This window comes from Peribacillus frigoritolerans (genome assembly GCF_001636405.1).
GTDB classification, from domain to species: domain Bacteria; phylum Bacillota; class Bacilli; order Bacillales; family DSM-1321; genus Peribacillus; species Peribacillus frigoritolerans.
In genome coordinates this window covers 3808736-3831319 of the sequence record NZ_KV440950.1, presented here as the reverse complement: position 1 = coordinate 3831319, position 22584 = coordinate 3808736, and the positions used below count along the sequence as shown (strand labels likewise).

Below are 22584 nucleotides of genomic sequence, written 5' to 3'. Positions count from 1 at the left end.
AACTAATTCGTCTCACGAAGTATTAGTGTAAACCCACCTATATTTTCCGATAAAAATACAGCATTTAAGGAGATTCACCTCAATTACGGCTTTTTTTGAGGTGTTTATTCTTTATTAACCACTCACTTGACAATAGTTCAGGATACATTATCTCTTGGAAATCCCCCAGGTTAACATCCATTCTACAGGTATATCATATTTCAAACAATAATCCCCCATATAATACTTAAAATGTCCCAGAGAAATTTGTGCACTAGGTATAAATACTTTAACATTCTACCATTCGTATTCACTAAAAAATAGTTAATTAATGTTGAATAATAAAATCACGACTTTTCCGTATTTTATGAATAATTAATTTTTAAATATTCAAAATAATTATTGCAATCAATGTACTGGTTAATTATAATACAAAGCATAACAAATAAAACATTATGTGGGGGTGAAATAATTGAATATTGCAGGGATGAATATAACTTTTAGGCATTTCCCTTTTCATTATTTTTTGGATTGCATGGACAACCTTGGGATTAATAGCATTGAGTTATGGGGTGGGGAACCACATTTGTATGTTTATCGAAACATATTAGGAAATATAAGGAGTTTGAGAAGGGAAATTAAGTCTAGAAATATGAAAATCATCTGCTATACTCCAGAACAATGTATTTATCCTTATAACATTGCATCCTCGGATGCTCATTGGCGGAAAAAAAGCATGGAATATTTTATGGAGAATCTTTACGCCGCGTTGGAGTTAGACACAAACATGATGCTTATCACTTCTGGAATAGGGGACTTTTCTGTTTCACAAGACGAATCATGGAAGTATGCAAGTGACACAATCTTTCAATTAACCAAAGTAGCTGAGAAGGAAGGTTTGATTCTTGCTTTAGAGCCATTGACAAAGCATGAATCCAATCTCGTAATTGACTCTAAAGGGCTAAAGAAAATGTTAGTGGAAATCCAATCTCCTTCACTAAAAGGAATGATAGATACGGTTTCCATGCAACTGGCAGGTGAAACACCTGATGAGTACTTTTCCTTTCTTCCCGAATTATGCCATTTTCACCTAATCGATGGAGATGGTCAATCAGATGCACATTTGGCACTAGATGATGGTGTTTTAAATTGGAGGGAATATTTAACAAGCCTTCAAAGCCATCGTTACAAAGGAAGTTGTACTTTAGAGATTATGGGATCAAATTATTATCAAAATCCAAGCGATGCAATCAAGAAATCAATTGAAAAAGTTAGGGAATTGGGAATTTAATCATCTAATTTGGAGGAACTCTTTATGAGTAATGGCACACTTACACGAAAACTGGGTTTTTGGTCTGCTCTGGCTATTGCTGTTGGAACTACAATAGGGTCGGGTATTTTTGTCTCATCCGGTGATGTTGCAAAGGCTGCGGGTACTCCTTCCATTTCCATTCTAGCCTGGATAATAGGCGGGGTGATTGCCATTCCGCAAGTAATGGTGCTGGCGGAGTTATCGACAGCATACCCCCAAAATGGAAGCGGTTACGTTTATTTGAATAAAGCTGGGTGGAGGCCTCTGGCATTTTTATATGGATGGGCCACTTTCTGGGCGTTGGATCCTCCATCCATATCGATTATGGCTTTAGCGATCGTTTCTTATTTAGCAACCTTTTTCCCATTTTTCTCTGGGGTCGCCGGGAAATTATTGGGTATTGCGATCATCCTGCTCATCACGTCGATTCATTATCGAAGTGTGAAGGAAGGAGGTCTTTTCCAAGTCATTATCACGGCTATCAAGATCATTCCTTTCCTGATTGTCATTGTCTTGGGAATTATGTACATGAACCCTGATAACTTTGCTTATACACCAGGACCTGGTGCCCAAAAGTCAAGTTTAATAGGTGGTGTATCCGCAACCACATGGGCATATACGGGAATGGCTGCGATTTGTTTCATGGCAGGGGAGTTCAAAAATCCAGGGAAAATACTTCCACGAGCTCTTATTAGTTCGGTATTCATCGTGTTGGCTTTATATACACTGTTAGCCGTTTGTGTCATAGGTTTGATGCCGTTTGATGAATTAATCAACTCCAATGCGGCTGTTTCTGAAGCTGTAAAATATATTCCGGGATTATCTGATATTGCATCATCATTCGTGGCGATTACGGCGATTATTGTTATCTTGGGTTCGCTGAGCTCTTGCATAATGTTTCAGCCCCGCCTTGAGTATGCAATGGCAAAGGACGGACTATTCTTTCAACGTTTTGCGAAGGTCCATCCTAAATATGAAACTCCAAGCTTCTCCATCATCGTTCAGGTTACGTATGCATGTATACTTGTGTGCTTCAGTAATTTAACAGTGTTACTTGGCTATTTCACACTGATTCAATTGGTAATTAACATCATGGACTTTGCCGCTGTTTATAAATGCCGTAAAAGGGATGATTATAATCCAATCTATCGTATGCCAATGTGGAGGTTAACGACGGTTTTAGCTATTCTTGGAGCATCATGGCTGGCTTGGGGAACATTTACTTGGGCGCCTATTCAGGGAGTGATTGCAGCGCTGATCGTTATCGTGACAGGTCTGCCGGTATACTATTATTGGGAAAGGAAATATGGATCTAAGAAAAATAACGACAGCGATATCGTGGCTTAGCAGAATGATAAGGGAAGTTAGGCCATCTTTTGATAAACCAAAAAAATTTTAAAATAAAACAATTGTGTAAATTATTATGTTTAGATATAATACAAGACATAACAAATAAACAGGGGTAAGGGAGGAAGCTGTTAATGCTAAAGTTTGATGAGAAGTTATTTCTAAATCTTGTAGAAAAAGAGGGCCTTGCTTTTAGAGGCCAGATTGAAGAAATCGTAGATGGAATCACAAAAAGGGGCTACAGCAATATTTTCCTTATCGGTGCTGGCGGCACCATAGCCATGATGTATCCATATGAATACATTTTAAAATCAAATTCTACCATCGATGTCCATGCAGAAATTGCTGCTGAGTTCATGGTGATGAATCATAAGCATTTCAGCAAAGATTCAGTCTGCATTTTTACATCTGTATCCGGGACTACTCAAGAAACAGTTGCAGCGGCTGAATATTGTAAAGAAAAAGGCGCCACTACAATCGCTTTAGTTGCAGAGCCAAATACTCCGTTAACACAAATTGCGGATTACTGTATAACGACTGGTTCTGAAACGCACTCTTTTGATACTTTCTTTATGCTTTTGTACATGGTCGTCTTCCGTTTCATGCATAACAACAATGAATTCCCGCAATATGAACAATTCACGAAGGAGGTTTCTCTACTTCCACGTTCAATTCTAGATGCCGTTAAATCTTTTGACAAAAAAGCAGAGGAATTCGCCATTACACATAAAGACACGGATTACCACATGATGGTCGGTTCTGGTAACCTATGGGGAAACACTTATTCATATGCCATGTGCATTTTAGAGGAAATGCAATGGATCCAAGCGAAATCCATCCATGCTGCAGAGTTTTTCCATGGTACGCTTGAACTTGTTGTTGAAGATACAAGTGTTATTTTATTAAAAGGGGAAGATGAAACTAGACCGCTGATGGACCGTGTAGAGAGATTTGTAGAAAAAATCTCAAAAAATATAACGGTTATTGATACCAAAAGCTTTGAAATGGAGGGCATCAGCGAAGAATTCAGAAAGCACTTTTCAGTTAGCATCAACTGGTCAGTATTAAGTCGAATCAGCGTATACCTTGAGCGTGAGAGAAATCATCCATTAACACTTAGAAGATACTATCGCCAAATGGAATATTAAGATAAGTGGAGCACTACTTAGTAGTGCTCTTAAGTTTAAAGAAAGCGGGGGGAAATGATGAGAACGGTTACAGTCGGAGATAACTGTATGGATGTTTATCAAAAGAGCGGGGAGGTCTATCCTGGCGGTAATCCTTTAAATGTGGCTGTCTATTTAAGAGGGTTAGGTGCTGAATCTGCTTATATCGGCTGGGTGGGCTCCGATCAATACAGTGAAAAAATGGTTAAAGCGATACAGGAAAAAGGTGTTGATATTTCTCATCTTTCGCGGAAAGAAGGAAAAACAGCTGTTACCTTTGTTGAAATGGTAGGAAATGACCGCAGGTTTGGAGAATACGATGAAGGTGTCATGAAACATTTCCGCTTAACGACGGAAGAACTCCATTACATTCAAACATACCAGCTCATACATTCAGGGATTTGGGGACATGCGGATAAGTACTATTCCTTATTTAAAGAAAATGGAATGCTCACGTCTTTTGATTTCTCAGATCAGCTAGATCACGATCTCGTGAAGACTTTACCGCAGTTTGTTGATTATCCTTTTTTCTCTTATACGAAGGATGATGCTTTTATCCGCCAATTTTTAAAAGATGTAAAAAATCAAGGATCTAAAATTGCGGTCGCCACTTTAGGTGAAAATGGTTCACTTGCCTATGACGGCATTCAATTTTATCAATGCGGTGCCGTTGAAGTGAACGTGGTGGATACAATGGGTGCGGGGGATTCCTTCATTTCCGGTTTTATTTATGGATTATTGAAAGGGCAATCTATCGAAAATTGCTTAGAATTGGGTACAGAGTCTGCTGCGAAAACCATTAGCTACTTCGGTGCGTGGTGACTGGGACTGTAAATCATGTATAATAGGTAATAAATAATAAATTTTGACGGATAAGGATGAATCTAATATGAATTTAAATCCTTCAACCCCCCAGCCACTATATATGCAAATAAGGCAAATGTTGAAGAATGATATTCAGAACGGTAAATACAAACCAGATGAACAAATCCCAACCGAAGCAGAGCTTTGTGAAACTTATAACGTTAGCCGCATCACCATTCGAAAAGCAATCGAGGAATTGGTGAAGGAAGGAACACTGACACGTATTCCGCGCAGGGGTACCTTTGTTGCATCTAATAAGTTTCATAATGAGTTGTTATCCATAAGTGGATTCTCAGAGTTTAGTCATCAGCTTGGGAAGATACCGAATTCCCGGATTTTAAAAAGTGAGGTCATAGCAGCACCAAAAGATGTTGCAGGTCATCTCCTCATTGAAGAAGGAAGCCCCGTTCTTGAACTAGAGCGGCTCATGTATGTAGATGAGCGTCCGCTTTTCTACGATACCGCTCATTATTCGTTACTTCGTTTTCCGGATTTGGAAAAGAAGATTGCAAGGGATGAATCAACTTATAAGATCCTATTGGAAGATTACCATACCGAAATAGTCAGTAACGATAAAATTATAGACGTGATTGGTGCTACAAAAATCCATGCTAAATATTTAGAATGCGATATTGGCGCAAATTTATTTAGAATAGTGAAGATTGCTTTCGATGCAAACGACCAGCCTGTGCACCTCTCAACGTTCATGTGTGAAACCAACAAGGTCAATCTGACTGTTCATCGGGCAAAGTAGGTCATGCCATTAATTTGGCATGACCTATTTAAACATCTAGTTTTGATTTTCCTCCTCCAAACTTTCTTCTTTGATCATCGCATTTAAAATATCCTTACAATTAAAACATAAGATATTCTTGTTATCTAAAAGAATACCGTTCAGAAAACCAGCCGTACAATACACATCATGTGCACAGCGAACACAAGAGCCAACTAGTTCATCCATCGATACATCCCCCTATTCAGGAAATGGTATATAGTTTGGTGTTCTATTTTGTATAAAGGTAAAGACCAAAATCTTGCATAACGGAAGTGTGCCCCATTTGCCGTAACATGGTAGCTATATTGCCACGATGATATGATCCGTGAGTGACAATGTGTAATACCGATTCAGAAATGGTAGTTTCAAGCGACGCAGCATATGGATTATCCACAACCATTATCTTTTCCATATCCTCTGTACTCAGAAGTGCTTTGTTTCTTTCGTACAAGTCTATAAATATTTTTTTCATTTCCTCAATACTTTTCTTTTCCACCTCTTTTTTTAATTCACTAGAAGATGCCATTGCTTCATCCATACTTATACCAGAGATAATATCAAACCACGTGTAATCTGTCAGATAAATGTGAGACAACACTTTTGATACCGACGAAAAACCACTTTGGATTTCCTTATGGTAAATGTGTTCTGGAAGTTCATTTAACCGATCGATGATGACTCCATTTGCCCATGCGTGATAGTTATACATTTCTAATACTGGCTCGGGGTGATTCATAAAAAACCTCCATAAACACTAGTTTTTTCGTATTGGACAATTTATGCAGTAAGAACAAAGTATTCAGGTTTATTCAATGCAGCATATTCATTAATATGCTGTTCTATAATTTATATAACAATTCCTCCTTAAGATTCTTCGGGTATATGTGCTCCTCAAATGTAATATATATATAAATAAGAGGTTTTGAGATAATCCGAGCTACGAACATTCGGGTTATAAATGAATAGATAGTGGAGCATCACATATAGGCTTTTTTTCTTGCAGGAAAATAGCACCCAATATCGAACTGATAGTAAAGGAGATGGTAATATGAATCTGAGGATCAAATATAGGCTTTATATCCATGTAGACGGAAAACTTATTCCAGAACAGTATGACCGATACGAGATACTAAACGTCAGGGAAGGTATAGATCCCAATGATACTAAGGATTACCAAGAGCTTAGTAAAAAATTGAGTAAGTCGATTAATCGGCCTTTAAATGAATTTGAAATAAAAAACTATGAAACAATGTAATTGCATCCCCTCTGGAGGGAAATGATTATTTCGTTTTTGAATTTATTCTCCTTCATTACAACGAAATTCTTAACGTTTAAAAGTGTAAATAAGAGAACCGTTTATAACCTGTAGCTTGCTAAATGATCCTCCTCCTTATAATAATAAATGTAAAAATATAAGGAGAGAGGAGATTTATGATCATGCACATATTTATTAGGTGAAAAATGGGTATAAATAAGCAAAACCTTTGTCTTCATTGCAGAACCTCCGTGATTTTTCAATTTTTCTAACCTTTATCAGTAGATTTCTATGCGCCGTCGGAAGAGTCTTTAAAACGGATTACCTGGGTGTTTAACTAGAATCTTATAAAAGTTTATTAAAATCCATTTTTCATTATTTAATGATAAATGGATTTTTTGTTTTTTTGGAAATATAAACAAAATGATTTTTGAACCGTGAATCGGCTATCTGGATCCAACAAAAAGTACATACTAATGCCGATGCTGCAAAAGGATTAGTTTGTTTTGACCAGTGACGAATTTCTTGAGGCATAATAAAAAATCACTCGAAAATTAGAAGAAGTACCTTTAGCGTATATGCCTGGGAAATCCCGTATTCGTGTGAAAGCCGCTGGTGATTTAACCCAGTCTGAAATGAATGAACTGGTTTAGTCTAGGCAGGGGGGAAGGAGCTTTTCATTGAGCGGGAGAAGCTTCCCTTTAGTTAAATAAGTGGAAAAAGAAAAGCGCTAAGGGGAGTGGAATTGACGAAAATATGACGCATATTTATTTCTTCCTCTCTTGAATTTTTACAATAATGGGAAAAAAAGTGCTTCCTCTGCTAATGCACTAGGTATAGTGCTCGGAACAGTAATTGTGCTTTTGAAAGAAGAATTCCAGATCATTTGAAATAAACGGTGATGGTTGTAATTGTTGTGGCTGTTATAATTCATAGTCTCGACATGGCTTTGAAGATTAAAGACTTTTATAGTTGTAATTGTCAGTTTAGTAGTGTGCGCTATAATTGGGGAATGGATGAGGCATAAAAACTCCGCCAAGAACAATTATTATATATCCACATTGATAATTCTATCTGTTTAATAAGATCTATGTAAAACTCTCTTGTATCAAGAGAGTTTTTTTTCATGAAAATTTATTTAGCTAGTATGGATTTTTGTTAACGGCGAGCTAAAAAGAGGGGGAAAAGGGTGATATGTTTTAAATAAAAGTTTTTCACATTCTCTTTTATAGACTTGATTTTACTTGGTCCTGTTTGCGGATTGTTGTTAATGCTTATGAAGATAAAAGCTGATGATAAGGAAAAATAAGAGCTAATTTACAAAATCTTAACATTTGGTTTATGTGGAATTAATGTTTACTGATTATGATAAAACCGTAATAAACAGTAATGAACATTAAAGATTCCACACTAAATGGAGGCACTTTTTATGAATCACACATTCAAGAAGAATTGTTACAAGTCTATTCAAGCTTTGATGTTAGGGGTGAGTGTACTGGGATTAGCTGCTTGTGGAGCTACTAATGAGGAGGCTGCTCCAGTGGTTAAGGATCCAAGTTCGTTAACCTTGAAAGAAATTGAAACAAAGGCAAAAGAAGAGGGGACCATTAATAGTGTCGGTATGCCTGATTCATGGGCTAACTGGGGAGAAACTTGGAATGAAGTGATGAAAAAATATAAATTGGAACACAATGATACAGATTTGTCCAGTGCCGAAGAGATTGCCAAAATGGAATCTGAAGGAGAGAATGCAACAGCCGATATCGGCGATGTAGGGATTTCCTTTGGGCCAATCGCGGAACAAAAAGAATTAACGATGCCATATAAAACTTCCTATTGGGACGAGGTACCTGAGTGGGCAAAAGATGACAATGGAGATTGGGTTGTTGGCTACCAAGGAACGATTGCATTCTTTACTAATAAAGAATTAGTAGATAACCCGCCTAAATCTTGGGATGACATATTAAAAGGGGATTATAAAGTAACAGTTGGAGATGTTCAGCGTGGTACACAGAATCAAATGGCCGTACTTGCTGCCGCTATCGCTAACGGCGGTGATGAAACAAATCTCCAACCAGGAATTGACTTTTTTGCTAAGCTTGCCAAGCAAGGCCGCCTTAGTTTAACTGATGCCAAGCCGGCTAACATCGAAAAAGGGGAAGTGGAAGTTGCCCTTGTTTGGGATTTCAATGCTCTTGGTTACGCTGACCAAATTGACCGCGATCAATTTGAAGTGACCATTCCAAGTGAAGGTTCAGTCGTAAGCGGCTACGCAACCATTATTAACAAATTTGCAAAGCATCCGCATGCTGCGATGGCAACTAGAGAATATATCTTAAGCGATGAAGGACAAATTAATTTAGCTAAAGGATTTGCCCGTCCAATTCGCGATGTAGAACTTCCGAAAGAAGTAGCTGAAAAAATGGTTCCAGAAGAACAGTACAAAAATGCAAAACCAATTGAAGATTACAAAGCTTGGGAAGAAACGGCTAAAAATTTACCTCAGATTTGGCAAGAAGAGGTGTTAGTCCATGTCAAATAAAGTAATAGCAATTGTTGTTGATGGTATGAGATACGATAAAGCATGCGAAGCGCTGGGATTTATTCAGCATTTAGTCGAAACGAATCAAGCGTCACTTTACAAAGTTAAGTCGGAGCTTCCAAGTCTTTCCCGTCCATTATATGAAGTGTTGTTAACAGGTACGCCGGCTTCAATGAATGGGATTACGTCCAATCAAGCCGTTCGTTTATCTACTGAGAAAAGTCTCTTTCATCTTACGAAAGAAAACGGGTTAAGAAACGGAACAGTGTCCTATTACTGGGTAAGCGAACTTTATAATCGTGCGCCATTCCATTTTATTGAAGACCGTGAGCAAGAAGATGAATCTAATCCAATTCAATACGGAAAATTTTATTGGGACGATGACTATCCAGATAGCCATGTGTTAATGGATGCAGAAGCTTTACGTAGAAAGTATGACCCTCAATTTTTATATATTCATCCGCTCGGTGTAGATGTAAAAGGAGAAATTTTTGGCTCGGAATCAAAAGAATATCGTGAGCAAATCCTAAAAATGGGAAGCGTGTTGGCACAACTATTGCCAATTTGGATCAAAGAAGGTTACCACATATTAATTACATCGGATCATGGCATGAGTGAATATGGCAACCATGGCGGCATAACTGATGGTGAACGTGATGTACCGCTCTTTATCATTAGTCCAAAAGTTGAGCCTGGTATTTATGGTGAAGTGGTTCCGCAATTAGCTTTTGCACCGCTCGTTTGTGAACTATTAAATATTGAGCCGTCCGATAAAATGATTTCATATCAATTTCCAGGTCTGAAAGGAAAAGTCACCCTGTAAAAACATTAAATGATGATTCAAGATTGACTGGAATTGGCTTAACGAATGTACTGTTAGACCAATTCCAAAATTGTTAGAGAACATAGAGGAGCGAGAAGTCTTGCGAAAAATAAAAAAACAAAAAATTTACTTATTAGCTCTTTTACTGCCATTTATTATGTTTGTGATTGGATTTGAGATAGGACCATTAGTGGCAATGATTAAAAATAGTTTTTATGCAGATGATGGAATTCAAGTTACGATTGATCAATACTTAACCATATTCAAAAGTGAATTTTACTTACAAGCCATTAAAAATAGCCTGGTCATTTCCGTGTTTTCTGCTATAACTTCTGTGATTGTAGCAGTCATTGCAGCCTATTCGTTTACAAAGTTCTCTCAAAAAATACAAAACCGACTACTGATGGTTACCAATATGACGTCGAACTTTGAAGGGATTCCCCTTTCATTTTCATATATTATCTTACTTGGAAACAATGGGTTGTTTACGTTGCTATTTGCCAAGATTGGTTGGGACCTGTTTGCAGATTTTAATTTATATTCCTGGACAGGCCTCATTCTTGTTTATATTTATTTTCAAATTCCGCTTGCCGTTATGCTCATTTACCCGTCTTATCAAGGAATTAGGCAACAATGGAAAGAAGCATCTTCATTATTAGGAGGGTCAACATTTTCATTTTGGCTTCGGATAGGGGTTCCAGTTCTTTTACCTAGTATTGTAGGTACATTCAGTATTTTGTTTGCTAATGCGATGGGAGCCTACGCAACAGCCTATGCATTGGTCGGCAGCAACTATAACATATTGTCATTGCAAATTGCTTCTCTAGTTGCTAGTGATGTTGCATTAAAGCCGCAGCTAGGTAGTGCATTGGGAGTCCTTCTAGCAACGACCATGATAGGGGCGATGTGGTTCAATGAACGAATGATGCGTAGAGTTAGGAGGGATTTACGATGAAGTCTTCATTGACATTTCATAAATTGTTTGTTGGATTACTAGTTATATATTTATTAATTCCGCTTGTAGGAACACTTTTATTCTCGATTGCTGGTAAATGGGATCATACGATTTTACCTGAGAGTTATACGCTGAAATGGTATATTGAATTGTTTCAAGATGAACGGTTTTATGATGCTTTCCGACGAACACTGTTTTTAATTGTCATTTCTGTAGGTCTTAGTGTTGTTATTATGCTTCCGACAATTTTTATTATCACGGTATATTTCAGTAAATGGGAAGGATTACTCCAAGCCGCAGCCATGCTTCCTTATGGAGTTCCTCCCATTGTTGGAGCTGTTGGTTTAATCAAGCTTTATTCTGCTGGACCGATTCAAATTGCCGGAACACCTTGGATTTTAATTGGTGCTTATTTCATAACCATTCTACCATTTATGTATCAAGGAATTCGTAACAGCCTTCGTACGCTTAATGCTGTACAACTTGTTGATGCAGCTGAATTACTCGGTGCCACAAAATTCCAAGCCTTTCGTACGGTGGTGTTTCCAAATATTATATCTGGAATTTTAGTGTCTACCTTATTATCTGTCTCTCTTTTATTTAGTGAGTTTGCTTTTGCCAATTTGCTTGTCGGGGGCCGATTCGAAACCCTTCAAATTTATCTATCCGACAAACTAAATAGCAGTGGTCACTTAACAAGTGCAATTGTTATAACCTATTATTCAATGATTTTACTTTTAACGGGGACTGTATTAAAGCTTACGTTTAGAAACAAAAGAAATCCTGTCGGGTCAAAATAAGAAGCGAATTCCTTCATTTTTTTAAGAAAAATACCGTCATAAAATACTACTTTAGAAGGTGAAAACTAATGAGCTATGTAACCATCGAACAAGTGACTAAGGGATATGACAATCAATTAGTTTTAAATAATATTTCTTTAACATTAAAAAAAGGTGAATTTGCTACACTTCTTGGGCAAAGCGGGTGCGGAAAAAGTACATTATTACGTTCCATTGCGGGACTTGAAGACGTTGATGTAGGAAGAATCTTAATTGATGGAAAAGATATTACTGATTTATCACCGCGTCAGCGTGAAGTCGGTATGGTGTTTCAGTCTTATGCGCTTTTCCCGAATATGAATGTTTTTGATAATATCGCTTACGGCCTTAAAATGAAAAAGGTGAAAAATCTTAAGTCAAAAGTGAATAATATGATTGATATGGTTGATTTAATAGGAAAAGAAGAGTCTTATCCTCATCAATTATCTGGTGGACAACAGCAGAGGGTTGCTCTTGCCCGTGCGCTTGTCATGGAGCCAAAAGTACTGCTTCTGGATGAGCCGTTAAGCGCATTGGATGCTAAAATCAGAAAAAGTCTGCAAAAAGAATTAAAGAGAATACAGAAAGAATTAGATATTACAACTATTTTTGTTACACATGATCAGGAAGAAGCAATGACGATGTCTGATCGAATTTTTGTCATGAATAAAGGACAAGTTGTACAATCCGGTTCTCCATCAGAAATTTATACTTCTCCAGTCAATACATTTGTTGCAAAATTTATCGGGAATTATAATGTCTGTAATATGGAAGTTTTCCGTAAACTTGTTCGCACCACAGAATTAAAAGGGAATGAAGTTGCCATTCGTCCAGAAGTTTTACAATTAGTTTCTGTTGGTGAGGACAGCTTGGACTTACAAGGAAACTGGGAAATTAAAGGATTTGTTAAAGATGTTTCCATGGCAGGGAATGTTTTAAGATATGAAGTAGAAACAGAGGAGTGCGCTTTTCATGTAGACTATCTTCACCACCGTGGGGAAATGTTTGAGCAAGGAGCACGCGTTCAAATTCTTGTACCGAAGAAAGAATGCATTATGTTATAAAGTATTGATGATCGAGGGGGAGAAATATGTCTGTTTTGCCTGAAGAAAGAAAGAATGAAATTTTAAAAGAACTTAACAAAATGGGAAAAGTAAAAGTTATAGAATTAGTTGATCAATTTAATGTTTCAGAGGAAACGATTCGACGCGATTTGATGATATTAGAGGAAAAAGGACTGTTAAAGAGGGTTTACGGTGGAGCGATTAAAACAGTCTTTGAATTTGAGGAGCCTCCATTTACACAGCGTACAACGGTGAATCAAGAAGCGAAAATCAAGGTTGGGAAAAAAGCGGTGGAACTCGTTTCCAACGGAGATGTGATTGCCATTGATGTAGGTACAACCATGCTTGAATTTGCCCAGTGTATTGAAAATAAAAAAGACATTACGATTTTAACCAATTCTCTTCCTGTGTCGTCTGTGTTGACCGAATTGCTCAATCAAAATAAGTTTACAGGACAAATTCTATTACTGGGAGGACAAATTGATCCAAAGCATCAATCCATATGCGGGGGTCTCACTGAACAAATGTTAAATCAATTTAATATCGATAAAGCGTTCATTTCAGCTGGTGGTGTTTCCATTCAAAGTGGTGTTAGTAATTATCATTTACGTGAAACATTAGTTTCACGCAAAATGGTCGAGGTATCAAAGCAAGTCATATTGCTAACGGATTACTCTAAAATTGGTGTTGACACCTTTTGTAAAGTTTGTCCTCTAGAAAAAGTAGATGTGATTGTCTGCGAGCAGCCATTTCCAGAGGAATGGAGAAATGATTCAAAATTAGAGGAAGTCAATTGGATTCAAGCATAGTATAAAAGAGATGGAAGAGGGAGTACTCTCTTTTTTTGATAGCAGCAAAAAAAAGCTAGAAAGAAAATTTAATAGATAGAATGAAAAGGAGCTATATAGCATGAGTTTCATTGCGATAGACTTAGACGGAACATTATTAAACGACCAGAATGAAATTAGTGAAGAAAATATAAAGGCGATTCAATATGCCCAAAATAGAGGCTTTGAAGTAGTTATTTCAACAGGACGGGCTTATTTTGACGTTCAAACAATATGTGAAAAAGCCGGGATATCCCCATTTGTAATCGGGACAAATGGAGCAACCATTCATTCAAAAAGCGCAAAGTGCATTTCTTCTATTACGATAACTAAAGATCGTGTTGAATCCATTCTCCAATGGTTAGATGAACGGAATTATTATTACGAAGTGTTCACTGATAAAGCCATCTATACTCTTAAAAAAGGAAGAGAACATTTCCATAACGAGATTAAAAGTTTGAAAAGCGCAGATTTGAATCCAGATATGAAAGAATTAGTTGAAATAGCGGAAAGGCAATTTGACCAGTTTGGATATGTTTTAGTTGAAAACTATCATGATATCTTAAAACAGGAGGAAGAATTCCATAACATTTTAGCATGTTCTTTTGATGAAAATAAATTAGAGGAAGCCTGGAACCAATTCAAAAAGTTTGATGAGTTGATGGTCGTTTCATCTGCTGATCATAACATTGAGATTACCAGTAAAAGAGCTTCAAAAGGAATAGCCCTTGAAAAATTGGCTTTCTTGATGAATGGCTCATTAGATAAGGCTATGGCAATCGGGGACAGCAACAATGATTTATCCATGTTCCAGAAAGTTGGATACAGCGTAGCGATGGGAAATGCAAAAGATGTCATAAAAACTGTTTGTACAACGACAACCCTTAATAATGATGAAAATGGGGTAGCTTATGCGATTTATCGATATATGGAGAACTTCGTGGTTCAAAAATAAGTGTCAATGCCAAAGGAGAGAGCGATAAAATGGCATGGATATATATCATAATGGCAGGACTTTTGGAAATTGTCTGGGTGATTGGTCTTAAACATTCATACGGATTCACCAAAATTATACCTAGTATATTTACGGTAGTTATTATAATCTTTAGTTTCTTTTTACTTTCAAAAGCTTTACATTCAATACCATTAGGAACTGGTTACGCCATTTTCACTGGATTGGGAACGGTTGGAACTGTAGTAATTGGGATGCTTTTTTGGGGTGAGACCATTGATCCACTGAAAGTGTTTTTTATGGCTTTAATGATATTAGGGATAATTGGAATAAAAGTCAATCCTGCAGAGCCTAAACATTAAAGGAAATGAACGGATATACAAGGTTAGGGGATGATTCAATGGCTTGGTTTTTTCTTATTATTGCCGGATTTGCCGAGATTGGTAGTGTTATTAGCTTGAAGCGTGCAGACGGCTTTAAAAAATTGCTCCCCTCTGTAGCGTGTCTTTTTTTGGGTAGTTTAAGCTTTTATTTTCTTTCCTTGTCATTAACTTCACTTCCAGTGGGTACTGCCTATGCAATATGGACCAGTATCGGCTCAGTTGGAAGTGTTTTAGCAGGAATGATCTTCTTTAATGAACCTAGAAGTTTAAGATTAAACCTATTCATTATTTGTATCATTGTAGGCGCTATAGGTATTAAAATGACTTCTGGACATTAATCGAAAAAGACTTCTAATTTATGGAGCTAATTGATGATTCCCGTATGGTGCGGGAGTCATTCTATTTAGGCTTCATTGGTAACTATTGTATTCTTCTATATATTATTCAATTAATTAGTGTAACTCATCAAAATTATTCAAAATGGTATGTTAAGCGGACCTGTAGAAAAAAGTGGCGCAGCAGTTTCTATAGCCTGCTTAGTTGGATATGCCCCTTCTATGTTTGGATTTATTCTCACGGAAGCATGTTCGATCGATCACCAGGAATAGAAGGCAAAAGACTTGTCTTTTTGACAATGATTGCGTTGGGAGTCAAAGGTTTTATTATAAACAGCTAGTTAAAATCGTAAACAAATAAAAGAAAATCAACAAAAAAACTAAATACTTAATAAAAGGTGGGGAAAAAATGAAAATTGGATTAGAAACAGAAAGCTATCACTTGCAATTTATTACAGGGCGAATGGATATTTTCGGTTTTATCAGAAAAACAGCTGAATTGGGATTAGACGGAGTCATGATCAATATTGTTCCATGGCCAGGGTTGTCAGGATGGGGCACTTTAGAATCATTTGAACCGGAATATTTAGAGAGAGTAAGAAAAGAAATTCAAAAGTATGGATTTTTCGCTGAAATAGACACAAATGGAAGCGATCCGGAACATCTAAAAGAAGTCATTAAAGCATCACATAGAATCGGAGCGGATGTGATTCGCACGTATACATGCTTGGGAGAGTATGATCCGGAAAGATTGAAAAAAGCACCAGAAGATATCAAACAAATTGTACCATTATTAGAGAAATACAGGATAAAACTAGCTGTGGAAAATCATGAGGAAGAGTTAACAGATGAGGTTATTCAAATTATAAAAGAAGTCAACAGCCCTTGGGTTAGCGCTCATTGTGATGTGGGCAACGGAATGATGGCATGGGAGGATCCGGTTGAAGCTGTAAGGAAATTAGCACCATATGCATTCACAACCCATTTTAAAGATCATATTATCATTCATGATGGCGAGGATTATAGGGTATGTGGTGTACCAGTAGGGACAGGCAATATTGATACAGAAGAATGTTTTAAAATACTTGTTGAGAAATCTACCCTAACTAGAATCAACGTTGAAATGTGTTTTCCATATGCCATCAATTTTAAGAGAGAGCATGGTGCTGGCGGAGTCTTTGCGGTTGGAGAAGGAGCTTTCAAAGTTGAACAACCTCCTTATGATTTAAGTGTCATTAAACCATTGGATTACTATTATCCTCCAAAAGAACTTTTAGAACAAATGATTGAAGATCAAGAAAAAGGTACAGAGCAATCGGTTAAGTATACCCTTGCTTTACGCGATAAATATTGCCGATAAATAATATGTAGAAGCAGGGTTGTTGTATAATTTTGCTCATATAATAAAAATTATTGCAGCAGTTCCAGCTGATACTTGCTATTGAGTTGATAGAGAGCCTCTTTTGATTGCCAACATTACTGTCAATTTGCTTTACGAATTCCAACACACAAGTTCTTTAATAAGTGTCGCCTGTCCAGTTATAGGAACGGATACGTAGTTCATTATGACAAGAAAAAGCCCCTCTCATTTAAGAGAGGGGCTTCAGTTTGTAGACAAAAGGGGTTGGGAATTAAAATTCTGAACCCCTTTTGAAATTCCCTTTGAATTTTAGCCTAAAGTTAAGAGATTCGGCTCTACGGGCCCACAAGTTAGGCCATTTTTGGACCTCGCCATGTCCAATTGGCCATCTTCGTTAAATTAATGGCAGCGAAAGTAAGCATCGCCTGCATTGACAATTTTTTAAGTCCCCTTAAATAGTCCAACGTATACCATGCTTTTCTTTTGCATCTGCGAATACACGCTCAATCGTATCTTTACACTTTGCATATATAGGTTTTACATCTTGATGATGACGCAGATGATCTGCTTCTTCCACATGTGTTTGCCAGATATGCCGTGTCACCACTTTTTGACAGTCTTTGCTTTCTGTACACCGAGATAAAAATGAGCATGTTGTACAAATTTGTTTTGGCAATTTGTACTCGCGATAGCCCTCTTTATTTGTTGTTGAGTACTTTAAAGTTTCGCCCGAAGGGCAAAGGTAACAATCAAAATGTTCATCGTATACATAGTCCTGTTTGCGGAAAAATCCTTCTTTGGTGCGAGGACGTGTATAAGGTACTAAAATAACTGGATCAATACTTGGGCGTCCTAACTCTGAATACATATCTTTCACCAAGTCATAAATGAAAGTGAAGTCAATGGTAGCCTCCATTTTACGAACCAAATGGTTCGGTGGCACCAGTTGATCTAAAGTAATCATTTCAAGTTGATCTCGCTGAATAGAATCATGTTTAGAAAGCATCCTCATCACCTCAAGTTTTAATACTTCTATTTTAAAACAAAAATGACTCCAGGCAAAAGTGTTCTATCAAGGTAAGACAAAGTTGATTGGAGCGGGTGTTCGAGACCCCTGCGGGAAAAGCGCGTCTAGGGGAGACCCCGCAGGCGAAAGCCGAGGGCCGACCGCCCGCGGAAAGCGAGTGCCCTACGTTCCAATCAACGTCCAAATTGTACAAGCCATAAAAATAGACAAACTCGATTTTCATCGAGTTTGTCTACAGTCTGAAGCCCCTCCCATTAAAGAGAGGGGCTTTTTCTTATTCTGATTTTTGACTATTTCTGAACTTTTTCATTGATTCAGTATATACTTACGATGTTTCATCCTGCCGTGCATTTTTTTGTAAAAGATCACGGATTTCCTTTAAATATTGCTCGGATGCGGGTACCGCTTCCAATACTTCTTCCTCGTTAGCTTGTTTTTTTCTAATAAGAGAATTCGCTACCTTCATAAACATGAAAATCGCAAATGAAATGATCAAGAAATCAATCACAGCTTGGACAAATATACCATATTGAATAACTGCTTTTCCAACTGGGAAAGATAACGAAGAAAAATTTAGCCCACCTAATAAAATTTCTATTAGCGGTATGATAATATTATCGACTAGTGATGAAACGATCTTCCCAAAAGCAGCACCCATTACTACAGCTATCGCAAGATCGAGAACATTTCCTTTGGTAATAAACTCCCTGAATTCCTTTATCATCGTAACTACACCTTTCTTTTGTCAATTGATAAAAGCATATCAGAAATATGGTGAAAATTAAATAGTGTAAGAGGCATCCTCAATACCAAAGATAGGGCCATCCAACCGTTTAATCATTTGAATCCGTTAATATGATGCCAATCACGACACTCCGATCAAAGGAGATAAGACGTTGGAAGGGCAGAACGGGAACGACTATGGCGTCATTTTTCAATGTCACGCAAGGCCGTTTTCACCAACTTGAGGAAGGGGGTGAATATAAATGTATTCGTTTGGCGATAATTGTATTATTGTACTACCCCCTAAGTGGTACTCCTCCATTGTTAAAAGCCCTTCTCTTAATTGAGAGGGGTTTTTTGTTTTGGGATTTGTTAAATGATTTTTGTTAATAGGAGGAGGATTTTACGTTTCATTTGGAGAATGTTTTGAAAAATGGGGGTGGAATAATTGCGACAACATATTGAACAGGATTTATCTAAAGAGGATATTTTTAGGATGATTGTTAAGCACCTTGATGTATTTCCGTTGACTAGTATAGAGGCTATAAGAGAAGTGATCAGAAGTTCTTTAAATCAAAGAGGCTTGATAGGGGGGATAACCAAACAAACAGGAGCCGCTACATATAACCGAAAAATATCAGACCAGGATATCCAATTAATAAATGATTGTATTTGTGACCTTTTAAATAGCCGCGTTATCCAACCTGGTATTAATGAAGTTAATCAGGAATTACCTTGGATTTCTGTATCTGATAAAGAGAAACTTAAAGCAATGGTGAACTCCCATTCTTAACTTTTCAAATATAAAAGCCCTTCTCTATATCGAGAAGGGCCAATTTTATTTGAATATATGAATCCAAAATAGCAATTTTATAAACAACTCTAATTAATTGTATGTTTCACCTGTAAGGTGAGATTCAAACATATCGATAATTTCAAGGAATCGTTCGGCCTCACGGAAAACGTGATCAGCCAAAAGTGGATGGATAATGCTCTTGATTTTGCATTCTTCGATTAAATCCCTGGCCGTTTTCTTAAAGTCTCGAAGTGATACGACGGAAACACGGTTCTGATCTAGAAATTGATCCAAAAGAGGGGCGGTTTGTGATTGCGGTTTCATGGACTCTAAGTCAACAGCTTGAAAGACTAATTGATCAAAATCATTACTGAAGTTTCGCGCCATATCCACCAGCTTTCTTTCTGATGGATCAAGGAGATGTCCGATGAATTTTGCATGATCCGCCATGATTCTTAAAAAGAAAACATTTTCTTTGATGATCGCATCTGCGAGAGGTTTCAATTTACCCTCATTTAATTCTTTTAATCGTTTTCTAAAATAATTGGCTTCCCTGCTTGTATGGTCAACTAATAGCGGGAAATTGTTCGCACCAGGCAATTTACACGTGAGTATTAATCCCAATATTTTTCTTTTAAATAAAAATATTCCTGTAGCAGCTTGCTGCACCTCCGAGTTAAATCTCCTGATCTGTTCGGGATCAGCTTGATTTGTTAATGAATGGGATTGCTGTTCTATCCGTTCAAACAAATGATAAAACTGATTAGCTTCCTCAATTAACTGTGTATCTTCACATCTAAAACCCAGTCTTAGAAATAACGAGTGTTCCTTCATTATTCTTGACCAAAAACGAATCTCATCTAAAGAGCGTGCAACAAACATTCCCGAGTTTTTCCTCATATTGGCTTCCTGTGTATTCTCGCTCATAACTTATGCCCCCTTTTAACAAATCCATCATTAAAAGCATATTAACGAGGGGGCATTATTATTCTGCTCGAATTGCAAATCCTATCATTACCGATATCCTTTTAACATCTCAAACCAATGAGTTTTTTTGTTTTCTAGGAAAAATACCGTGATTCATCCATGTTCTTGAAGAAAAGTAAGCGAGTATAAAGGAAGGGAAATGGATTTCGAACTGAGGGGTGTACAAAAATCCTGGACGATTTGAGTCTTATCTAAAGGCTGTTTTCACATACTTTGTTGCTATTTACCAGGTAGTGAGTTGTGGTTTATTTCCCCTCCAGATGCTCGCTTTCCGCAGGGCGGGCGGTGAGCCTCCTCGGCGTAAATGCCTGTGGGGTCTCATCTGTCCCGCTGCTCCCGCAGGAGTCTCGCACTTCCGCTCCAATCAACCTTAAATAGTTTCGTTTAAAAACAACAATCTTTACGAAAAGAGCCTATCTAAAAAACCCTTAGACTTAAATCATTCTAAGGGTTTTTACATTTAATTTATCAGTTTCAATAAGTTACAAAAGATAGTCATTTGTCAGCAAGTTCATTTATTTTTTTCGTAAGCTCATTAAACTTTTGGTCGAGTTCTGTGTACGCTTTATCGTTTGGAGTCATAAAGCTAAGCTTTCCTAAAACTTCTTGTCTTTCTGTTTCAAGCGTTAATCGCAGTTCTTCCAGATCATCTCTTTTTAAGGGTGATTCATATAATTGCTTTTGTATGCGATTATTTGAAATGACGAGTTTGCTGCTTGTCGTTTTTTCGAGAAAATATCGATCATGCGAAACGACAAGTAGCGTTCCGGTGTACTGTGCTAAGGTATCCTCAAGTTGTTCCCGTGAAGCTAAGTCCAGGTGATTTGTCGGTTCATCCAAAATGAGCACATCTTTTTCCTCTAATATATATTCCATTAACTTACATTTCACTCGCTCACCCATACTCATATTCTTAATGGGTTCTGTCCAATGAGATACCGTGAAGCCTAAATGCTTCATTAAAGTTTGAACCTGCCCTCTAGACTCGAAAGTTTCTTTATGAAATAGCTGGGCGGGTGTTAGTTCAAGTGGTAAATCAAACACTTCCTGCGTCAAATAGCCTGTTTTTGCAGATGGTGAAATCCATACATCGCCCGCATAAGTTTCATGTCCAAGGATTATTTTTAATAATGTAGTCTTTCCGCTGCCATTGGGACCCATTATGGAAACCTTCTCACCATGTTGAATCGTGAAATTGACGTTTTTAAATAGTGTTCGACCGTTAAAAGACTTAGTTAAATTCCTAACTTCCAAAAAACGTTTTCCCATCTTGTTTTTTGCGTTAATTGAAAAGCGTACAGTGTATTCTGATTCAACAGGTTCAGTTTTTGCTTTTTCAAGCTCTTTTTCAAGACGCTTTTGTTTAGACTTTACCTGTGCATCCATGCGCTTTGCTTTTACGCGATAGTATTCCTTAATTCCTTCCTTTTTGGTCGATTGGGAATGGGCTTTTTTTGACCAAGAAGTGATTTCTTTCATTTGTCCCTCAATCCGTTCAACCATTTTTTGCTGTTTTTCATATTCACGTTGTTGTGTAAGTCTTTTCTGTTTGCGAACCTCCATATAACTGGAATAATTCCCTCTGTGCTCAATTAGCTTTTTATCTTCAATCGACCAAATTTTCGTTGCTACAGCATCCAAAAAATAACGATCGTGCGAAACAAAAATGATGGTACCTCCATAATTTTTAATTTGTCCTTTGAGGAATTCTAAACTTTCCTCATCAAGGTGGTTCGTCGGTTCATCTAATAGTAAAAGGTCAGCATCTTTAGAAAGTCCTTTTGCTAACCGGGCTTTCAGTTTTTCTCCCCCGCTTAATTGTGGGAAGTCATGGCTTGGTACATGCATTTTATCAAGTAATTTAACTTCTGAAGGCGTCTTATCTTCTGAAGAATGGGACTCGACTTCTTGTTCAACCATAAAAACGTTCACGTCTTGCTGCAGCCATTGGATTTGTCCATGTGCAGGCTCTAAATCATTATTGATTAATTGCAACAACGTAGATTTTCCGGCACCATTTTTACCAATGATACCGATGATCTCGCCTTGTTGAACTGTAGCATTAACTTTTTCAAAAATGTTCTGGTCCAATACTTCATAACTAATATTGGTTAATTTTAAAAGTTCTTTCATATAATCCATCCCTCTCTTTAAGGGAGAATGAAAAAATCCTCCCAGTTCATATGGAAGGATTAGTCGTACCTGTGCATTATCAAATAAGAGCTATTTTCACGATAGCTCTAAAATTTATAGAAAATGGGCAGACTAATCCTATTTTGTATGATTTGAAATAT

Annotated in this window: 22 protein-coding genes and 1 pseudogene; 17 read left to right on the top strand and 6 right to left on the bottom strand. The window is 37.3% G+C overall.

The features are described from left to right. Positions 1-451: 451 nt before the first annotated feature. From A6755_RS18105 to A6755_RS18085, 5 genes are all read left to right on the top strand, one after another. Positions 452-1270, top strand: a complete 819-nt coding sequence (locus A6755_RS18105; protein WP_063591583.1) for a TIM barrel protein — start codon at positions 452-454, stop codon at positions 1268-1270. Between the two features lie 24 nt (positions 1271-1294). Continuing rightward, entirely contained in the window at positions 1295-2638 is a 1344-nt protein-coding gene (locus A6755_RS18100; protein ID WP_063591582.1) for an amino acid permease, read from the top strand. Positions 2639-2772: 134 nt separating this feature from the next. Then, positions 2773-3786: an SIS domain-containing protein gene (locus tag A6755_RS18095; RefSeq protein WP_063591581.1), complete on the top strand. Its 1014-nt coding sequence runs from the start codon at positions 2773-2775 to the stop codon at positions 3784-3786. A gap of 57 nt (positions 3787-3843) precedes the next feature. After that, on the top strand, positions 3844-4626 hold the full coding sequence (gene frlD / locus A6755_RS18090; protein ID WP_063591580.1) for a fructoselysine 6-kinase: 783 nt from the start codon (positions 3844-3846) through the stop codon (positions 4624-4626). 67 nt (positions 4627-4693) lie between these two features. Continuing rightward, positions 4694-5422, top strand: coding sequence for a GntR family transcriptional regulator (locus tag A6755_RS18085; protein WP_063591579.1), 729 nt, complete (start codon positions 4694-4696; stop codon positions 5420-5422). A gap of 36 nt (positions 5423-5458) precedes the next feature. Here the strand turns inward: A6755_RS18085 and A6755_RS27185 are convergent, their stop codons facing one another. Both A6755_RS27185 and A6755_RS18080 read right to left on the bottom strand, forming a co-directional pair. Then, on the bottom strand, positions 5459-5629 hold the full coding sequence (locus A6755_RS27185; RefSeq protein WP_170946962.1) for a hypothetical protein: 171 nt from the start codon (positions 5627-5629) through the stop codon (positions 5459-5461). 43 nt (positions 5630-5672) lie between these two features. Continuing rightward, positions 5673-6179: a DinB family protein gene (locus A6755_RS18080; protein WP_063591578.1), complete on the bottom strand. Its 507-nt coding sequence runs from the start codon at positions 6177-6179 to the stop codon at positions 5673-5675. A gap of 312 nt (positions 6180-6491) precedes the next feature. Between A6755_RS18080 and A6755_RS18075 the strand changes: the two genes are divergently transcribed. The 11 genes from A6755_RS18075 to A6755_RS18025 all read left to right on the top strand — a co-directional run bounded on the left by A6755_RS18075 (position 6492) and on the right by A6755_RS18025 (position 16757). Next, positions 6492-6698 (top strand): hypothetical protein, encoded by a 207-nt coding sequence (locus A6755_RS18075; protein WP_034313159.1) that lies wholly within the window; start codon positions 6492-6494, stop codon positions 6696-6698. Positions 6699-8127: 1429 nt separating this feature from the next. Beyond that, positions 8128-9240, top strand: a complete 1113-nt coding sequence (locus A6755_RS18070; RefSeq protein ID WP_063591577.1) for an ABC transporter substrate-binding protein — start codon at positions 8128-8130, stop codon at positions 9238-9240. Beyond that, entirely contained in the window at positions 9230-10063 is an 834-nt protein-coding gene (locus tag A6755_RS18065) for an alkaline phosphatase family protein (RefSeq protein WP_063591576.1), read from the top strand. Before A6755_RS18070 ends, A6755_RS18065 begins: the two co-directional genes overlap by 11 nt. A 100-nt stretch (positions 10064-10163) precedes the next feature. After that, positions 10164-11018: an ABC transporter permease gene (locus tag A6755_RS18060; RefSeq protein WP_063591575.1), complete on the top strand. Its 855-nt coding sequence runs from the start codon at positions 10164-10166 to the stop codon at positions 11016-11018. Then, entirely contained in the window at positions 11015-11818 is an 804-nt protein-coding gene (locus tag A6755_RS18055) for an ABC transporter permease (protein WP_063591574.1), read from the top strand. Before A6755_RS18060 ends, A6755_RS18055 begins: the two co-directional genes overlap by 4 nt. A 68-nt stretch (positions 11819-11886) precedes the next feature. Continuing rightward, on the top strand, positions 11887-12900 hold the full coding sequence (locus A6755_RS18050) for an ABC transporter ATP-binding protein (protein ID WP_063591573.1): 1014 nt from the start codon (positions 11887-11889) through the stop codon (positions 12898-12900). A 26-nt stretch (positions 12901-12926) separates the two neighbouring features. Further along, complete coding sequence (locus A6755_RS18045) at positions 12927-13709, top strand: DeoR/GlpR family DNA-binding transcription regulator (protein ID WP_063591572.1); 783 nt, start codon at positions 12927-12929, stop codon at positions 13707-13709. A gap of 100 nt (positions 13710-13809) precedes the next feature. Then, positions 13810-14682, top strand: a complete 873-nt coding sequence (locus tag A6755_RS18040; protein ID WP_034313139.1) for a Cof-type HAD-IIB family hydrolase — start codon at positions 13810-13812, stop codon at positions 14680-14682. Between the two features lie 29 nt (positions 14683-14711). Then, entirely contained in the window at positions 14712-15041 is a 330-nt protein-coding gene (locus tag A6755_RS18035; protein ID WP_034313138.1) for a DMT family transporter, read from the top strand. Positions 15042-15079: 38 nt separating this feature from the next. Then, a complete protein-coding gene (locus A6755_RS18030; protein ID WP_034313134.1) occupies positions 15080-15400 on the top strand; it encodes a DMT family transporter in 321 nt (106 codons plus the stop codon). 406 nt (positions 15401-15806) lie between these two features. After that, positions 15807-16757, top strand: coding sequence for a sugar phosphate isomerase/epimerase family protein (locus A6755_RS18025; RefSeq protein WP_063591571.1), 951 nt, complete (start codon positions 15807-15809; stop codon positions 16755-16757). A gap of 350 nt (positions 16758-17107) precedes the next feature. On the opposite strand, the pseudogene A6755_RS18020 reads toward A6755_RS18025, so the two are convergent. Both A6755_RS18020 and mscL read right to left on the bottom strand, forming a co-directional pair. After that, a pseudogene (locus tag A6755_RS18020) lies at positions 17108-17583 on the bottom strand (transposase); the annotation flags it as partial. Between the two features lie 526 nt (positions 17584-18109). Beyond that, the gene (gene mscL, locus A6755_RS18015) at positions 18110-18508 is read right to left on the bottom strand and encodes a large conductance mechanosensitive channel protein MscL (protein ID WP_063591569.1); all 399 of its coding nucleotides are present in this window, start codon (positions 18506-18508) and stop codon (positions 18110-18112) included. 447 nt (positions 18509-18955) lie between these two features. Between mscL and A6755_RS18010 the strand changes: the two genes are divergently transcribed. Further along, positions 18956-19300: a hypothetical protein gene (locus A6755_RS18010; RefSeq protein WP_034313125.1), complete on the top strand. Its 345-nt coding sequence runs from the start codon at positions 18956-18958 to the stop codon at positions 19298-19300. 93 nt (positions 19301-19393) lie between these two features. On the opposite strand, the gene A6755_RS18005 is transcribed toward A6755_RS18010, so the two are convergent. Beyond that, a complete protein-coding gene (locus A6755_RS18005) occupies positions 19394-20230 on the bottom strand; it encodes a DUF2935 domain-containing protein (protein WP_063591568.1) in 837 nt (278 codons plus the stop codon). Between the two features lie 555 nt (positions 20231-20785). Next, positions 20786-22423, bottom strand: coding sequence for a ribosomal protection-like ABC-F family protein (gene abc-f / locus A6755_RS18000; RefSeq protein ID WP_063592600.1), 1638 nt, complete (start codon positions 22421-22423; stop codon positions 20786-20788). Between the last annotated feature and the right edge of the window lie 161 nt (positions 22424-22584).

Bases quoted from the DNA above. Each gene is read 5' to 3' on its own strand.
- A6755_RS18100 (WP_063591582.1), top strand. From the start codon at position 1,295: ATGAGTAATGGCACACTTACACGAAAACTGGGTTTTTGGTCTGCTCTG.
- A6755_RS18055 (WP_063591574.1), top strand. From the start codon at position 11,015: ATGAAGTCTTCATTGACATTTCATAAATTGTTTGTTGGATTACTAGTT.
- A6755_RS18080 (WP_063591578.1), bottom strand. From the start codon at position 6,179: ATGAATCACCCCGAGCCAGTATTAGAAATGTATAACTATCACGCATGG.
- A6755_RS18040 (WP_034313139.1), top strand. From the start codon at position 13,810: ATGAGTTTCATTGCGATAGACTTAGACGGAACATTATTAAACGACCAG.
- A6755_RS18005 (WP_063591568.1), bottom strand. From the start codon at position 20,230: ATGAGCGAGAATACACAGGAAGCCAATATGAGGAAAAACTCGGGAATG.
- A6755_RS18030 (WP_034313134.1), top strand. From the start codon at position 15,080: ATGGCTTGGTTTTTTCTTATTATTGCCGGATTTGCCGAGATTGGTAGT.
- abc-f (WP_063592600.1), bottom strand. From the start codon at position 22,423: ATGAAAGAACTTTTAAAATTAACCAATATTAGTTATGAAGTATTGGAC.
- A6755_RS18035 (WP_034313138.1), top strand. From the start codon at position 14,712: ATGGCATGGATATATATCATAATGGCAGGACTTTTGGAAATTGTCTGG.
- A6755_RS18085 (WP_063591579.1), top strand. From the start codon at position 4,694: ATGAATTTAAATCCTTCAACCCCCCAGCCACTATATATGCAAATAAGG.
- A6755_RS18075 (WP_034313159.1), top strand. From the start codon at position 6,492: ATGAATCTGAGGATCAAATATAGGCTTTATATCCATGTAGACGGAAAA.
- A6755_RS27185 (WP_170946962.1), bottom strand. From the start codon at position 5,629: ATGGATGAACTAGTTGGCTCTTGTGTTCGCTGTGCACATGATGTGTAT.
- A6755_RS18045 (WP_063591572.1), top strand. From the start codon at position 12,927: ATGTCTGTTTTGCCTGAAGAAAGAAAGAATGAAATTTTAAAAGAACTT.
- A6755_RS18025 (WP_063591571.1), top strand. From the start codon at position 15,807: ATGAAAATTGGATTAGAAACAGAAAGCTATCACTTGCAATTTATTACA.
- A6755_RS18070 (WP_063591577.1), top strand. From the start codon at position 8,128: ATGAATCACACATTCAAGAAGAATTGTTACAAGTCTATTCAAGCTTTG.
- A6755_RS18050 (WP_063591573.1), top strand. From the start codon at position 11,887: ATGAGCTATGTAACCATCGAACAAGTGACTAAGGGATATGACAATCAA.
- A6755_RS18095 (WP_063591581.1), top strand. From the start codon at position 2,773: ATGCTAAAGTTTGATGAGAAGTTATTTCTAAATCTTGTAGAAAAAGAG.
- mscL (WP_063591569.1), bottom strand. From the start codon at position 18,508: ATGATAAAGGAATTCAGGGAGTTTATTACCAAAGGAAATGTTCTCGAT.
- frlD (WP_063591580.1), top strand. From the start codon at position 3,844: ATGAGAACGGTTACAGTCGGAGATAACTGTATGGATGTTTATCAAAAG.
- A6755_RS18065 (WP_063591576.1), top strand. From the start codon at position 9,230: ATGTCAAATAAAGTAATAGCAATTGTTGTTGATGGTATGAGATACGAT.